General features: G+C 66.1%; 12 protein-coding genes and 2 tRNA genes. 8 read left to right on the top strand and 6 right to left on the bottom strand.

Annotated elements, in window-relative coordinates; all coding sequences use genetic code 11:
* Positions 1–107: 107 nt before the first annotated feature.
* Positions 108–1448: a cytochrome P450 gene (locus tag KXD98_RS16890; protein WP_260759515.1), complete on the bottom strand. Its 1341-nt coding sequence runs from the start codon at positions 1446–1448 to the stop codon at positions 108–110.
* Positions 1449–1571: 123 nt separating this feature from the next.
* On the opposite strand from KXD98_RS16890, the gene KXD98_RS16885 reads away from it, so the two are divergent.
* Positions 1572–2531, top strand: coding sequence for an SPFH domain-containing protein (locus KXD98_RS16885; RefSeq protein WP_260759514.1), 960 nt, complete (start codon positions 1572–1574; stop codon positions 2529–2531).
* A gap of 29 nt (positions 2532–2560) precedes the next feature.
* On the opposite strand, the gene KXD98_RS16880 is transcribed toward KXD98_RS16885, so the two are convergent.
* Positions 2561–2634 (bottom strand) — tRNA-Gly (locus tag KXD98_RS16880).
* A gap of 145 nt (positions 2635–2779) precedes the next feature.
* Between KXD98_RS16880 and KXD98_RS16875 the strand changes: the two genes are divergently transcribed.
* From KXD98_RS16875 to clpP2, 4 genes are all read left to right on the top strand, one after another.
* Positions 2780–2856, top strand: a tRNA-Pro gene (locus KXD98_RS16875).
* A gap of 45 nt (positions 2857–2901) precedes the next feature.
* The gene (gene tig, locus KXD98_RS16870) at positions 2902–4332 is read left to right on the top strand and encodes a trigger factor (RefSeq protein ID WP_260759513.1); all 1431 of its coding nucleotides are present in this window, start codon (positions 2902–2904) and stop codon (positions 4330–4332) included.
* 123 nt (positions 4333–4455) lie between these two features.
* Positions 4456–5058 carry an ATP-dependent Clp protease proteolytic subunit gene (locus KXD98_RS16865; RefSeq protein WP_260765255.1) on the top strand — a complete coding sequence of 201 codons (603 nt, stop codon included), beginning with the start codon at positions 4456–4458 and terminating at the stop codon, positions 5056–5058.
* Positions 5055–5690, top strand: coding sequence for an ATP-dependent CLP protease proteolytic subunit ClpP2 (gene clpP2, locus KXD98_RS16860; protein WP_260759512.1), 636 nt, complete (start codon positions 5055–5057; stop codon positions 5688–5690). The genes KXD98_RS16865 and clpP2 overlap by 4 nt, the downstream gene beginning before the upstream one ends.
* A gap of 8 nt (positions 5691–5698) precedes the next feature.
* On the opposite strand, the gene KXD98_RS16855 is transcribed toward clpP2, so the two are convergent.
* A complete protein-coding gene (locus tag KXD98_RS16855; RefSeq protein ID WP_260759511.1) occupies positions 5699–6142 on the bottom strand; it encodes a TIGR03618 family F420-dependent PPOX class oxidoreductase in 444 nt (147 codons plus the stop codon).
* 111 nt (positions 6143–6253) lie between these two features.
* On the opposite strand from KXD98_RS16855, the gene KXD98_RS16850 reads away from it, so the two are divergent.
* Both KXD98_RS16850 and clpX read left to right on the top strand, forming a co-directional pair.
* Positions 6254–6538 (top strand): hypothetical protein, encoded by a 285-nt coding sequence (locus KXD98_RS16850; protein WP_260759510.1) that lies wholly within the window; start codon positions 6254–6256, stop codon positions 6536–6538.
* 288 nt (positions 6539–6826) lie between these two features.
* Complete coding sequence (gene clpX, locus KXD98_RS16845) at positions 6827–8107, top strand: ATP-dependent Clp protease ATP-binding subunit ClpX (RefSeq protein ID WP_260759509.1); 1281 nt, start codon at positions 6827–6829, stop codon at positions 8105–8107.
* Between the two features lie 257 nt (positions 8108–8364).
* Here clpX and KXD98_RS16840 read toward each other — a convergent pair whose 3' ends face one another.
* Complete coding sequence (locus tag KXD98_RS16840; protein WP_260759508.1) at positions 8365–9681, bottom strand: glycosyltransferase; 1317 nt, start codon at positions 9679–9681, stop codon at positions 8365–8367.
* Positions 9682–9765: 84 nt separating this feature from the next.
* Positions 9766–10590, bottom strand: coding sequence for a formate dehydrogenase accessory sulfurtransferase FdhD (gene fdhD, locus KXD98_RS16835; protein WP_260759507.1), 825 nt, complete (start codon positions 10588–10590; stop codon positions 9766–9768).
* Positions 10591–10818: 228 nt separating this feature from the next.
* Here fdhD and KXD98_RS16830 point away from each other — a divergent pair, with 228 nt between their 5' ends.
* Positions 10819–12996, top strand: a complete 2178-nt coding sequence (locus KXD98_RS16830) for a glutamine synthetase III (protein WP_260759506.1) — start codon at positions 10819–10821, stop codon at positions 12994–12996.
* A gap of 26 nt (positions 12997–13022) precedes the next feature.
* On the opposite strand, the gene KXD98_RS16825 is transcribed toward KXD98_RS16830, so the two are convergent.
* On the bottom strand, positions 13023–14081 hold the full coding sequence (locus KXD98_RS16825) for a Gfo/Idh/MocA family protein (protein ID WP_260759505.1): 1059 nt from the start codon (positions 14079–14081) through the stop codon (positions 13023–13025).
* Positions 14082–14087 lie beyond the last annotated feature (6 nt).

The raw sequence follows: 14087 nt of genomic DNA, 5'->3' as shown, positions 1-14087 counted from the left end.
GGCGTTACCCAGCGCCGGCGGACATATCCCGATCCGGCTGAATCAAATGTATGGAGCACAGGGCACGGCCATCGTGGCGGTGACCGGCATCTCCACCACCAGGGGCGTCAGGCCGAAATCTCGGTGCGCCGTGACAGTGGCGCGACGTACACCCGGGCGCCGTGGCGCGGCACGACGACCGGCGCGGCATGGGTGGCCGGAGACTCCGGGCGGCGGTCGACGGGACGTAGCTCGGCTTCGGCCAGCATCGTGTGCAGGATCGTGGTGAGCTCGCACATCGAGAAGCTCGCGCCGATGCATCGTTTGAGCCCACCCCCGAAGGGCACCCAGCTGTAAGGGTTGACGCGGGTGCCGACGAAGCGTTGGGGGTCGAAGGTGTCCGGATCGGGATAGGTCTGCGGGTCGCGGTTGATGGCATCGAGCAGCAGCACAATGCGCGTACCGGCCGGCAGCGTGTAGTCACCGAGCCGGTACTCCGCCGTGGTCATCCGGCCTGTGATCGGCGCCGGCGGACGCAGCCTCAGGGTCTCGTTGATCACCGCCTCGGTGTAGTCGGTGCGCTCACTACCGGCCTCGGCGCGCACCCGTTGCTGCACATCGGGGTGGTGCGCCAGCAGGTCCGCCAGCCACGCCAGGGTGGTGGCCGTCGTCTCGTGCCCGGCGAGCATCAACGTGATGACGTCGTCGCGAATCTCCTTGTCCGACAACTGGTCCCCGTCTTCGGAGCGCGCATCGACCAGCATGCTCAGCACGTCGGTGGCGCGAACCCGGGCCGCACTCGCACGTCGGCGCGCGATGAGGGGCAGCACAACCTCGTCAATTCTGCGGTTGAGGTCGGCCAGCGTGCCCCAGGAGCGCAGCGCTCCGAGCCGGCGTGCTGCATAACGGATCGGAGTCTCTGTCGACAGTGCCAAGTCGAGCAGGTCGGCGAACGGAGCGCCCAACCGTTCGATCTCGGTGGCCTCGTGTGCCCCGAAGATCACCTGCACGATCACCTCAAGGGTCAGCTCACGGCCCGCCTCCAGCATCCGGACCGGTGATTCCGAGGGCCAGGACGCCATCGCGGCGCGGGTCGCGGCCTCGATCACCGGCACGTACTCGCGCAATGTGTGGCCGTGCAGCGGCGGGCTGAGCAGCTTGCGCCGCCGTAAGTGTTCGGGTTCCTCCAGTACGAACATCGAGCGGCGGCCGTAGATCGCGGCGGCCGGCCCGACGCCCTCACCGCCCAACAGCACGTCAGGTTTGGCGGTGAACACCTGCTTGGCCAGCGCCGGATCGGCGACGGCGACGACCCTGCCGTAACCGAGGACGGGCAGTGCGATGACCGGCCCGCAAGTCCGCACCAGCCGACGGACGAGCTGCTGACCGCCGATGCCGTATGCCGCGGCGTACAGACCGCCGAACAGCGGTGACATCAGCGGGGCAGACGGCAGGCTCGGAGGACGCATGTCAGCCACGATTCCACGCCCGGACGGGTGCGTCGCGGAGTTGGTCTCAGACGTGTCGCGGTGTAGCGATCGGGTATGCGACCGCAGAACATGCAACCGACCAACCACCGGAGGTGTCCGACCATGACCATGGTCGACCAGCGACCGACGTCAGCGCCCGTGGCCGACGGCAAGACCCGAGCCGAGCAGCCCGCTGACCCAGATCTCACCGAACGGCCGGCCCGCGCCATCTCCGGGGTGCCGTTCTTGGTGGTCGAGTTCGTGCTTGCAGTGCTGGGCGTGCTCAGCGTGATCGCCGCCCAGCAGACCGGATGGCAGGGCTGGTGGCTGGTCACCACGGTGATCGCGGTGACTTTCCTGGTCATTCTGGCCAGCTTCTACACCCTGGCACCGAACCAGGCCGCCGTGCTGACCTTCTTCGGGGCCTACCGGGGCACCGACCGCGGCAACGGGTTGCGTATTGCCAACCCGTTGTACAGCGGTGCGAAGATTTCGCTGCGTGTCCGCAACTTCAACACCACATCGTCGAAAGTCAACGACGCCAACGGAAATCCGATCCACATCGCTGCCGTGGTGGTGTGGCAGGTGGTCGATACCGCTCGGGCGTCCTTCGGTGTCGACCACTTCATCGACTACGTGCACGTGCAATCTGAATCCGCAGTGCGCCAGATGGCCCGCGCCTACCCCTACGAGTCGTTCGAGGATGACAACCGCACCACGTTGATCGGTGAGCCGGCCCAGGTCAACGAGAGTCTGCTCGATGAGCTCCAGGAACGGGCCGACGCCGCAGGGGTGCGGGTGCTGGAGGCGCGGGTGACGGATCTGAGTTATGCCGCCGAGGTCGCCGAGGCGATGCTGCGCCGCCAGCAGGCGGCGGCCATCGTGGCGGGCCGCAGGAAGATCGTCGAAGGTGCTGTCGGCATGGTGCGTCACGCACTGAGCGCACTGGAGCAGGGCAGCGACAGCGACGACGCGGTGCCGCTCGATCACGACCGGCGGGCCAGTTTCGCGGCAAACCTGATGACGGTGATCGCCAGTGATTCGCCGACCAACCCGGTGCTCAACGTCGGCGCCACCACCTGAGCGTTCGCCGACGAAAGTCCTGGTCGGTGTGGAGCGGGCGACGGGAATCGAACCCGCGTAGCTAGTTTGGAAGACTAGGGCTCTACCATTGAGCTACGCCCGCATGCGCTGCCTGTCGACAGTACCGGCAGACTGTACCGGGCCGACCCAACTCAAATCCAGTCGAGGTCACCCACCCGGCTGGATATGGCTTCGCGGTGGTCAGGCCGTAGTATCGCCGGTGGTCTGGCGCTGTGCACAGCGACGACCGGGGTGTAGCGCAGCTTGGTAGCGCATCCGCTTTGGGAGCGGAAGGCCGCAGGTTCAAATCCTGTCACCCCGACCAGAGACACCTATCCGTACGGCAACAGGCAATAGAGGAGCAAGCAACGTGAAGAGCACCGTCGAGAAGTTGAGCCCGACCCGGGTTCGCATCAACGTGGAGGTGCCCTTCACCGAGCTCGAACCAGAGATCGACCAGGCGTTCAAGCAGCTCGCCAAGCAGGTGCGGATGCCCGGGTTCCGCCCGGGCAAGGCGCCGCGCAAGCTGCTGGAGGCCCGCGTCGGTCGCGGCGCTGTGCTGGAGCAGGTCGTCAACGACGCGCTGCCCGGCCGCTACAGCGAGGCGGTGGCCTCATCGTCGCTGCAACCGCTGGGCCAGCCCGAGATCGAGATCACCAAACTCGAGGACAACGAGGAGCTGGTGTTCACCGCCGAGGTCGACATCCGGCCCGAGATCGAGCTGCCGGATCTGGCGGCCCTGACGATCACCGTCGACCCGATCAGCATCGCCGACGAGGACGTCGACGCCGAACTGGAGTCGCTGCGGAAGCGCTTCGGCACCTTGACCGGGGTCGACCGCGCCGCCGAGAACGGTGACTTCGTCTCGATCGACCTGTCGGCGACCGTCGACGGTCAGGACGTCCCGGAGGCCGCGACCGAGGGCCTGTCCCACGAGGTCGGCTCCGGTCAGTTGATCGACGGCCTCGACGACGCGATCGTCGGCCTCAAAGAAGACGAGAGCAAGGTGTTCACCACCACGCTCGTCGCCGGCGAGCATGCCGGGCGCGAGGCAGAGGTCACCGTCACCGTCCGGTCGGTCAAGGTGCGCGAACTTCCCGAGCTCGACGACGAATTCGCGCAGCTGGCAAGTGAATTCGACACCATCGAGGAGCTGAAGGCCGACCTGCGGGAGAAGGTCGGCAACGTCAAGCGGGTCGAGCAGGCTGAGCAGATCCGCGACAAGGCCATCGAGGAACTGCTGGCCCAGACTGAGGTCCCGCTGCCGGAGAAGGTGGTGCAGGCCCAGGTCGACGACACGCTGCACAATGCGATCCACCCGCTTGACCACGACGAAGAGAAGTTCGCCGAGGCGCTTGCCGAGCAGGGCAGCAGCCGCGACGAATTCGACACCGACAACCGCGCCAACGCCGAGAAGGCGATCAAGACGCAGCTTCTGATGGACGCGATCGCCGACAAGCTCGACATCCAGGTCGGCCAGAACGACCTGACCGAGCGTCTGGTGCTGATGTCGCGCCAGTACGGCTTGGAGCCTCAGCAGCTGCTGCAGGTGCTCCAGCAGAACAACCAGCTGCCGGCGATGTTCGCCGACGTGCGGCGCGGTCTGACCGTCGCGGCCGTGGTGCACGGGGCGACCGTCACCGACACCGACGGCAACGAGATCGACACCGCCGAGTTCTTCGGTCCCTCCGGCGAGCAGGGTGAGGCCGCTGGTGAAGAGGCCACCACCGAGGATGTCGCCGAGGACGCCGTCGAGGAGACACCCGCCGAGGACACCGCGGCAGACGACGACACCAAGTGATGCTGTGAGCGAACGCGCGCCGTCTGGGGACTCCCGGGCGGGGCGGGTTCGTTAGTGTCTTTCATAAGACCGGTCACCGCGTCGGAAGTAGACATAGAAAGCAGGTATCCAGTCGTGACTGACATGCGTGGCGCCTCATCGGGCCTCAACCTTGTCGACTCGGTGTATGAGCGGTTGCTGGCCGAGCGGATCATTTTCCTGGGCTCCCAGGTCGACGACGACATCGCGAACCGCATCTGCGCGCAGATCCTCCTGTTGTCGGCCGAGGATCCGACCAAGGACATCCACCTCTACATCAACTCACCCGGTGGCTCGATCAGTGCCGGCATGGCGATCTACGACACGATGGTGCTCGCACCGTGCGACGTGGCCACCTACGCGATGGGTATGGCAGCGTCGATGGGCGAGTTCCTGCTCGCCGCGGGCACCAAGGGTAAGCGGTACGCGCTGCCGCACGCGCGCATTCTGATGCACCAACCCCTCGGTGGGATCACCGGTGGTGCGGCGGATATCGCGATCCAGGCCGAGCAGTTCGCGTCGATCAAGAAGGAGATGTTCCGGCTGAACGCCGAGTTCACCGGACAGACGATCGAGCGGATCGAAGCCGACTCCGACCGCGACCGCTGGTTCACGGCCCAGGAAGCGCTCGAGTACGGCTTTGTCGACCACATCATCACCAGCGTCACCATCAACGGCTCAGGACCAGGAGCAGGACTCGACAAATGAACCCGAACACGCAGCCTCAAGCGCGCTACATCCTGCCGTCGTTCATCGAGCACTCGAGTTTCGGCGTCAAGGAATCCAACCCGTACAACAAGCTGTTCGAGGAACGCATCATCTTCCTCGGGGTGCAGGTCGACGACGCATCGGCCAACGACATCATGGCCCAGCTGCTGGTGTTGGAGTCGCTGGATCCCGACCGCGACATCACGATGTACATCAACTCGCCCGGCGGCTCGTTCACCAGCCTGATGGCGATCTACGACACCATGCAGTACGTGCGTGCCGACATCCAGACGGTGTGCCTCGGGCAGGCTGCCTCAGCCGCGGCGGTGCTGCTGGCGGCCGGCACCCCGGGTAAGCGGCTGGCGCTGCCCAACGCGCGCATCCTCATCCATCAGCCCGCGCTGGGCGGCGTGATCCAGGGCCAGTTCTCCGACCTGGAGATTCAGGCCGCGGAGATCGAACGGATGCGCACGCTGATGGAGGAGACACTGGCGCGTCACACCGGCAAGGATGCCGCGGTCATCCGCAAGGACACCGACCGCGACAAGATCCTGACCGCCGAGGCGGCCAAGGACTACGGAATCATCGACACGGTGCTGGAGTACCGCAAGCTGTCCGCTCAGAAAGCCTGACGCCCAGCTCAGCCGTTGCTGTAGATCCACGTCGGGGTGATCAGCACGGCGGTGCGTCGCTGCTCGCGCATCACCCGGTCGTAGGTGTCCCAGTCGTCGTGCGTCCCGCCCGCTGCAGTGAAGATGTCCCGCAACAGGCCCGCCAGCGCTTCGTCGGAGGCCAGCCAGGGCTGCCGGTCGTCGGGGCCGGCCAGCTCCGCGGTGCCTTCGACGGCGGCCCACTGCCAGCCCCTGCGGAACGTGGCCGTGATCTGCGGCCGGGACCGCAGGTTGGTCAGCTTGACCCGGCCATAGGTGACGAATCCGAGTACCGCCTGTCCGGTGCCCGGGTGCGGTAGCGGCCCGGCGTTGATCAGCGACGACTGGATGGTGTGGTCCGCGCGCAGCGTCGATACCACGGCCAGGCCGTTGTCCTCGGCGCCCAGCGCAAACGCCTCGGCAAGCGTGGTCATGTCCAGAGCCTACGAGAGTCTCCGGCTGGCAAAGTTGCCGAATCGGGGCGAGGACACATGCATCCATGTCACGCTGGTATCGACGTAGACGTCAGTTATCAAGGGGGCGCCATGAGAAGCCATCGAACCGCGATCGTCGCGCTGTCGGCCGCGGCGCTGGGGGCAGCCATCCAGCTGGCGCCGGCCGTCCAGGCGCAGCCGGAGTGTCCGGAGGGCACCTACTGGAGTGTCCCGATGGCGGCATGCGTCGATGTGGACGTGTACGTCAACCCGCCCAACCCGGTGGTCGGACCCGCCGGGCCGGTCGGGGTCGGTGGCGTGGTCGGTCCGGTCGGTCCGGGCCCCGTGGGTCCGGGGCCAGTCGGGCCGGGCCCGGTTGGTCCCGGCCCGCGCTGACGGTCGTCGCAGGTCACGGGACTCGGGCCGGATCGTTGCCGCGCCTTGGGTATTCTCGGTCGGGTAACGGCGGCGACACGCCAGAGACACGGTGGCGCGTTCCGTGGCCATCTCGGGTGGGTCAGGCGATATGTTGTCGCAACCACAGGTGAATACCACCGACGCGATTCGGCCTTATCGGTCGCACAGCGACGGAGACAGCGGGTAGCGTCGGCTTTACACCTCACGGTCCCGGTGCACCCCACCGACCCGACCATCGACGGCGACAGGAAGTAGGACCCCGGCACCATGGCACGCATTGGAGATGGCGGCGACCTGCTGAAGTGCTCGTTCTGCGGCAAGAGCCAGAAGCAGGTGAAGAAGCTCATCGCCGGACCCGGCGTCTATATCTGCGACGAGTGCATCGACCTGTGCAACGAGATCATCGAAGAGGAACTGGCCGACGCTGACGACGTCAAGCTCGACGAGTTGCCCAAGCCGGCCGAGATCCGGGATTTCCTCGAGGGTTATGTCATCGGCCAGGACACGGCCAAGCGCACCCTGGCGGTGGCGGTCTACAACCATTACAAGCGCATCCAGGCGGGGGAGAAGAGCCGCGATTCACGGGCCGAGCCCGTCGAGCTGGCCAAGTCCAACATCCTGATGCTCGGACCGACCGGCTGCGGAAAGACCTACCTGGCGCAGACGCTGGCCAAGATGCTCAATGTCCCGTTCGCCATCGCGGATGCGACGGCACTCACCGAGGCCGGTTACGTCGGTGAGGACGTGGAGAACATCCTGCTCAAGCTGATCCAGGCTGCCGACTACGACGTCAAGCGTGCCGAGACCGGCATCATCTACATCGACGAGGTCGACAAGATCGCGCGCAAGAGCGAGAACCCCTCGATCACCCGCGATGTGTCCGGCGAGGGTGTCCAGCAGGCGCTGCTGAAGATCCTCGAGGGCACCCAGGCCTCGGTGCCTCCGCAGGGCGGGCGCAAGCATCCGCACCAGGAGTTCATCCAGATCGACACCACCAACGTGTTGTTCATCGTGGCGGGCGCGTTCGCCGGCTTGGAGAAGATCGTCTCCGACCGGGTAGGCAAGCGCGGGCTCGGCTTCGGCGCCGAGGTGCACTCCAAGGCCGACATCGACACCCAGGACCATTTCGCCGAGGTCATGCCCGAGGATCTGATCAAATTCGGACTCATCCCCGAGTTCATCGGTCGTCTGCCGGTGGTGGCGTCGGTGACCAACCTGGACAAGGATTCGCTGGTCAAGATCCTCTCGGAGCCGAAGAACGCGTTGGTCAAGCAGTACACCCGACTGTTCGAGATGGACGGTGTGGAGCTGGAGTTCGCCGAAGACGCGCTGGAAGCGATCGCCGACCAAGCGATCCACCGCGGCACCGGCGCTCGTGGTCTGCGGGCCATCATGGAGGAAGTTCTGCTCCCGGTGATGTACGACATCCCCAGCCGTGACGACGTCGCCAAGGTCGTCGTCACCAAGGAGACCGTCGAAGACAACGTGCTGCCGACCATCGTGCCGCGCAAGCCCCCGCGCAACGAGCGCCGCGAGAAGTCGGCTTAGCGTTCGCTCGACGCGAGTGCCTGAGCGGCGCTCAGTCGTCAGCTCGGTGGTCGGTGACTCCCGGCGCCGGCTGGACCCCGCAACAGGATTGCGGCAACGCCGAGGAACCCGCGTGTGCAGCCCCGACGTCGAGCTTTCTGGTCGTCGCGGCAATGGCCACCGGTAGCCGACTCCGCGGTTTCCCGAGTCGCTCACGCATCGGCGGGCAGTGGGGATCGGTGCAGGGGTTCATCGCATCACCCCGATGAGGTGCGCAGTCAACGGCGGGCTGTCTGCTTGCGTTGCGGCTGCTCGGCAATCGCCTCGTCGAGGACCGTGGCAATGTCAGCCGCGCTGTCCCGTCGCGCATTGGCGCGTTGCAGGTGTCGTGCGTGGGCGCGATATCGCGGGTCCCGCAGAACCTCGTTGACCGCACGACGCACCTGTTCGGCCGTCGGTGTACCCGTGCGCAGATTCAGTCCTGCGCCGAAATACTCGACGCGGGCGGCGACCTCGGGCTTGTCCTCGGTCCGGCCGGCCACCACGAGGGGCACACCGCTGGCCAGCGCGCGCTGCACGGCGCCGTACCCGCCGTTGGTCACCATGACGTCCACCAACGGCAACAGGACATCGTGCGGTATGAACTCGGCTGCAAAGACGTTCGTCGGCAACGATGCCGGCAGCTGCGACAACGGCCGCCCCCCGGTGGTGACCACGACGGTGACGTCTTCGTCGGCTAGGGCCTCGATCGTGGGTTCGATCAGCCGTCTCAGATCTGCATTGTCGACCGTGCCCTGCGTGACGTGCACGACGGGCCGCGGTTCGCCGAGTTCGGACCACCACGGCGGTGGCAAGAAATCCCGGGTGGGCACCGGCGTGACGGCGCCGACAAATCGGACGTGTGCGGGCAGGTCGCTGCGGTGGTATTCGAATTCCGGCACGGTGGGGACGATCATGCGGTCGGCCAGCGTCGCGCAGTCCAGGACGAAGACCGGCAGTGCAGGCTGTCCCAAAGCTTCCAGCGCACGGTTGGCGGCCCGGTGGGCCGGCCGCAGCAGGAGGCGCTGGGTGACCAGCGTGAGGAACCGGTTGCGCAGCCGGCCGATCGGGCCCGCCATCGGAGTGATTCCCGGGCCCCCAGGGGCAGTGTCCCGACTGGTCAGGAACAGCGGTGTGGTCGAGTACGACAGGATCGGTGGGCGCGGCGTCGACTCATCAAGCAGCAACGGCAAGATGCCGAGGAAGAACCCGTCGGTGAGAACGGCGTCGAAATCGTCGGCCGCCAACAGCCCCAGCAGCGCGTTGTGCTGGTGGGGCAGTGGTCGGACGAAGACATGTTCGACGTCGAAGTTGATCCGAGCGATGCCCGACGTTTGCGCCCGCCCGGGCAGGTCGCTGTCCAGCGATGAATCGTCGTAGTCAGCTCCGGAGGGAAGCGATCGCGGCTCGGCGCCGACGGCCCGGATCTTGTCGGCATGGCGCGCGCTGGTCAGCACGCACACACGGTCACCACGGGCGACGAGGCCGCGGGCGACGGTCAGCAGCGGCGCGATGTGGCCGATGGGAGGGCAGGAGGCAATGAGGATGCTGGGCATGCCGTTGATGCTGGCCGCCCGGTGGGTGGTGACGCTTGGAGGTGGTGGGGAGATTGTGTGGAGAACACGGGCATCCAGCGACGGTCAGTTCTTCACACGGTCCGGTCGGCTGTAGATATTCATCGAATCACCGCGCAGGAAAGCCACCAGAGTCAGCCCGGACTGGCGGGCCAGATCGACGGCGAGCGACGATGGAGCTGATACCGCGGCCAGCATCGGGATGCCGGCCATCACCGCTTTCTGGGTGAGTTCGAACGAGGCCCGCCCGCTGACCAGCAGCACCGTGCCGCCGAGTGGGATCCGACGCTGTTCGAGCGCCCACCCGATCACCTTGTCGACGGCATTGTGCCGGCCGATGTCTTCACGGACGGCCAGAATGGCGCCGTCGACGCTGAACAGCGCGGCGCCGTGCAGTCCCCCCGTCGCGGCGAACACCTTCTGCCGGGTTCGCAGCTTGGCGGGCAGAGTCGACAGCGTTTCCGCCGCGACCGTTGACGGGTCGTCACCCGGCCCGTGTCTGCTGATCAGGCGAACAGCCTCCAGCGACGCCTTGCCGCACACCCCGCAGGATGACGTCGAATAGAAGTTGCGTGTCGGATCCACGTCGGGCGGGGCAACATCGGGGGCCAGCGCGACATCGAGCACGTTGTACGTGTTGGCCCCGTCCTCGCCCGCTCCCCGGCAGTAGCGCACCGACAGAATGTCCTCGCGGCGGGCGACGAGTCCCTCCGTCAAGAGAAAACCTTGGGCCAGTTCGACGTCGGAACCCGGCGTGCGCATGGTCACGGTGATCGGTGCACCGTTCACGCGGATTTCGAGGGGCTCCTCGACCACCAACGTCTCGGGCCGCGACACCGCGTCCTCGGCGCTGACGTGGTGGACTCGGCGCCGCGCCGTCACCCGGCCCACGATCGGGTCCCTTCGCTGTGGTCGACGGCGCCGACGTCGTCTGGCTCTCGGTCGTGGCGCGCGCGCATGGTGTCCAGCGTAGGCCCGTCGCACATCCGCGATACGCAGCGGTGACGAGTGCCTTCTGACGTTGACGCTCACGTAACGAGATCGGCATCGAATGTTCCTAGGGTTGGCCGGTCAACGCCCGTGACGAAGATCGGGCGACGCACGGGATGAGGAAGTCCATTGAGCGGTAATGCGGTGCGCCTGCAGGCGATCAACAACGTCGAGGCGTATGTGCCTCCAGCGATCAGCTTCGATCCTGCTGAAGCGCCTGGTCAGATCTTCGGTTCCAATGTCTTCACCAAGGCGGAGATGCAGCTGCGCCTGCCGAAGTCGGTCTACAAGTCTGTGGTGGCCACGATCGAGAAGGGCACCAAGCTCGACCCGGAGATCGCTGATGCGGTGGCCTCGGCGATGAAGGACTGGGCCCTGTCGAAGGGCGCCACGCATTACGCGCATGTGTTCTACCCGATGACCGGGCTGACCGCAGAGAAGCACGACAGCTTCCTCGAACCTGTGTCCGACGGCGAGACACTGGCCGAATTCGCCGGCAAGGCGCTGATCCAGGGCGAACCGGATGCCTCCAGCTTCCCGTCGGGCGGTCTGCGGAGCACCTTCGAGGCGCGCGGCTACACCGGCTGGGACGTGACGAGTCCGGCCTACATCCTGGAGAACCCGAATGGCAATACCCTGTGCATCCCGACGGTGTTCGTCTCGATGACCGGGGAGGCCCTCGACTACAAGACTCCGCTGCTGCGCAGCCAGCAGGCCATGGGCGTGCACGCCGAACGCATCCTGGCGCTGTTCGGTCACCAGAACCTGCAGAAGGTCGTGTCCTTCTGCGGTCCGGAACAGGAGTATTTCCTCGTCGACCGGCACTTCTTCCTGGCCCGTCCCGACCTCGTCAATGCCGGCCGCACGCTGTTCGGTGCCAAGCCGCCCAAGGGGCAGGAATTCGACGACCACTACTTCGGCGCGGTGCCGGAGCGTGTCCTCGGCTTCATGATGGATACCGAGCGTGAGCTGTTCAAGCTCGGCATCCCGGCCAAGACGCGGCACAACGAGGTCGCCCCGGCGCAGTTCGAGGTGGCGCCGATGTTCGAGCGGGCCAACATCGCCTCTGATCATCAGCAGCTGTTGATGACGGTGTTCAAAACCATCGCCAAGAAGCACGGAATGGAATGCCTGTTCCACGAGAAGCCCTTCGCTGGTGTGAACGGCTCGGGCAAGCACGTCAACTTCTCGGTCGGCAATTCCGAACTCGGCTCGCTGCTGGTTCCCGGCGACACCCCCCATGAGAACGCCCAATTCCTGGTCTTCTGCGCGGCCATCATCCGTGCCGTGCACAAGTTCGGTGGCCTGTTGCGGGTGTCGGTGGCCTCGGCCACCAACGACCACCGTCTCGGCGCCAACGAAGCTCCGCCGGCGATCATCTCCATCTTCCTCGGCGCACAGTTGGCCGATGTGTTCGAGCAGATCGCCAAGGGTGCGGCAACCTCGTCAAAAGGCAAGGGCATCATGCACATCGGCGTGGACACCTTGCCTGCGCTGCCGACCGACCCCGGCGACCGCAACCGCACCAGCCCGTTCGCGTTCACCGGCAACCGCTTCGAATTCCGTGCCCCGGGATCGGGGCAGACAGTCGCGGTGCCGATGACCGTGCTCAACACGATCATGGCCGACTCGTTCGACTACATGGCCACCGCGCTGGAGAACGCTGTGGCCGACGGACAGGATTTCGACGCGGCCGTGCAGACTCTGCTGACCGAGATCATCACCGAGCACGGTGCGGTGGTGTTCAACGGCGACGGCTACTCCGAAAACTGGCAGATCGAAGCGGCCAGCCGTGGCCTGCCGAACCTGAAGACGACGCTCGACGCGATTCCCGAGCTGATCAAGCCCGAGGCCATCGAGGTCTTCGAACGCTACGGGGTGTTCAGCGAGCGCGAACTGCACAGCCGCTACGAGGTTCGGCTGGAACAGTACGCGCTGACGATCGGTGTGGAAGCGAAGCTGGCGCTCGAGCTCGGGACGACGGTCATCCTGCCCGCCGCAGTGCGCTACCAAACCGAGCTCGCGCACAACGTCGCGACGTTGAAGGCCGCCGGCATGGAGGCCGATACGGCTCTGCTGCAGTCGGTTTCGGCGCCGATCTCCGAGCTGACGGCAGCGTTGAGCACACTGAAGGCCGGTCTGGCCGACCACGGCGCGGAATCGGCGCTGGGCGAGGCCACCCACGCCCAAAAGGTGCTGCTGCCGGCGATGGAGGCGGTACGGGCGGCAGCCGATGCGCTGGAAGCCGTAGTGGCCGACGATCTCTGGCCCTTGCCGACATATCAGGAGATGCTCTACATCCTGTGACGTCCCAGCTCGGGTGGTTGGGGGTTCTAACGGGTCGAACCGCCACGGCGGTCGGCGAGCTGGATGTCGACGGGCAGACCGGTCTGCAGTGATTCCACGCCGGCGGCGCAGACCGCCGCGGCGGCGTAGCCGTCCCAGGCGGTGGGCCCGTCCGTATAGTCACCCGTCGTGGCCCCCGATCGGACGGCATCGACCCAGCGCTGGATCTCGGTGTCGTAGGCGCCGCCGAACCGCTCTCGGAAGTCGGGGGCGATCTGCCCGCCCCAGGTGGCCGGACCTGCCGCCCCGCCCGGTGACGGCGCTGCGCTCTTGCGGATCATCCCGACATCCAGTCCGATGATCGCACTGCCATGTTCACCGACCACCTCGGTGCGTACCTCGTAGGCCACCCCGGTGGTGACGAACAGTTCGACGTCGACGTGGCGCCCGGACACCGTCCGCAGTATTGCGATCTGAGGATCGATCACGCCCTCGGGCGCACCGGGATTCGACGACGGCGTGAGGATCTGCACGGTGGCGATCTCCTCGCCGAACAGGTAACGCGTCACGTCGATCTCATGGACCAGCGAGTCTTTCACGATCAGCGAGCTGTCGAAATACGAGGGCACACTCGGGTTGCGGTGCACACAGTGCATCAACAGCGGTCGACCCAGCGCACCTCCGTCGAGCAGCGCCTTGAGACGCAGATACTCGTCATCGAAGCGGCGCATGAAACCGACCTGGATCAACGCACGGCCCAGTTCGGATTCGCGGCGGACGATCTCCAAAGACGTGGCGACATCGGTGGTGAGCGGCTTCTCGCACATCACCGGCTTGCCGTGTTCCAAACAAGCCAGCAACTGCTTCTCGTGGGTGCTGCCCGGAGTCGCCAGCAGCACGGCATCGACATCGGCAGCGGCGATCGCGTCGAGAGGATCGGCCACCGCCCGGCATCCTTCGATACCGGCGGCGACCTGTTCGGCCTTCTCGGCGACATAGTCGTTGACCACCGAGACCCGGGCCCCCGAGATGCGGGCGGTGATGCGGGCGACGTGGTCGGTGCCCATCACGCCCACCCCGAGAACGGCGACGCGCAGATCAGTCATGACTTA

Origin of the sequence: Mycobacterium sp. SMC-4, assembly GCF_025263265.1 — a bacterium.
GTDB lineage: Bacteria > Actinomycetota > Actinomycetes > Mycobacteriales > Mycobacteriaceae > Mycobacterium.
This window is presented reverse-complemented; position numbering and strand designations above follow the sequence as displayed.

Coding starts and splice junctions, on each gene's coding strand:
- KXD98_RS16890 (WP_260759515.1), bottom strand. CDS start 1,448: ATGCGTCCTCCGAGCCTGCCGTCTGCCCCGCTGATGTCACCGCTGTTC.
- KXD98_RS16885 (WP_260759514.1), top strand. CDS start 1,572: ATGACCATGGTCGACCAGCGACCGACGTCAGCGCCCGTGGCCGACGGC.
- KXD98_RS16865 (WP_260765255.1), top strand. CDS start 4,456: ATGCGTGGCGCCTCATCGGGCCTCAACCTTGTCGACTCGGTGTATGAG.
- clpP2 (WP_260759512.1), top strand. CDS start 5,055: ATGAACCCGAACACGCAGCCTCAAGCGCGCTACATCCTGCCGTCGTTC.
- KXD98_RS16855 (WP_260759511.1), bottom strand. CDS start 6,142: ATGACCACGCTTGCCGAGGCGTTTGCGCTGGGCGCCGAGGACAACGGC.
- KXD98_RS16850 (WP_260759510.1), top strand. CDS start 6,254: ATGAGAAGCCATCGAACCGCGATCGTCGCGCTGTCGGCCGCGGCGCTG.
- clpX (WP_260759509.1), top strand. CDS start 6,827: ATGGCACGCATTGGAGATGGCGGCGACCTGCTGAAGTGCTCGTTCTGC.
- KXD98_RS16840 (WP_260759508.1), bottom strand. CDS start 9,681: ATGCCCAGCATCCTCATTGCCTCCTGCCCTCCCATCGGCCACATCGCG.
- KXD98_RS16825 (WP_260759505.1), bottom strand. CDS start 14,081: ATGACTGATCTGCGCGTCGCCGTTCTCGGGGTGGGCGTGATGGGCACC.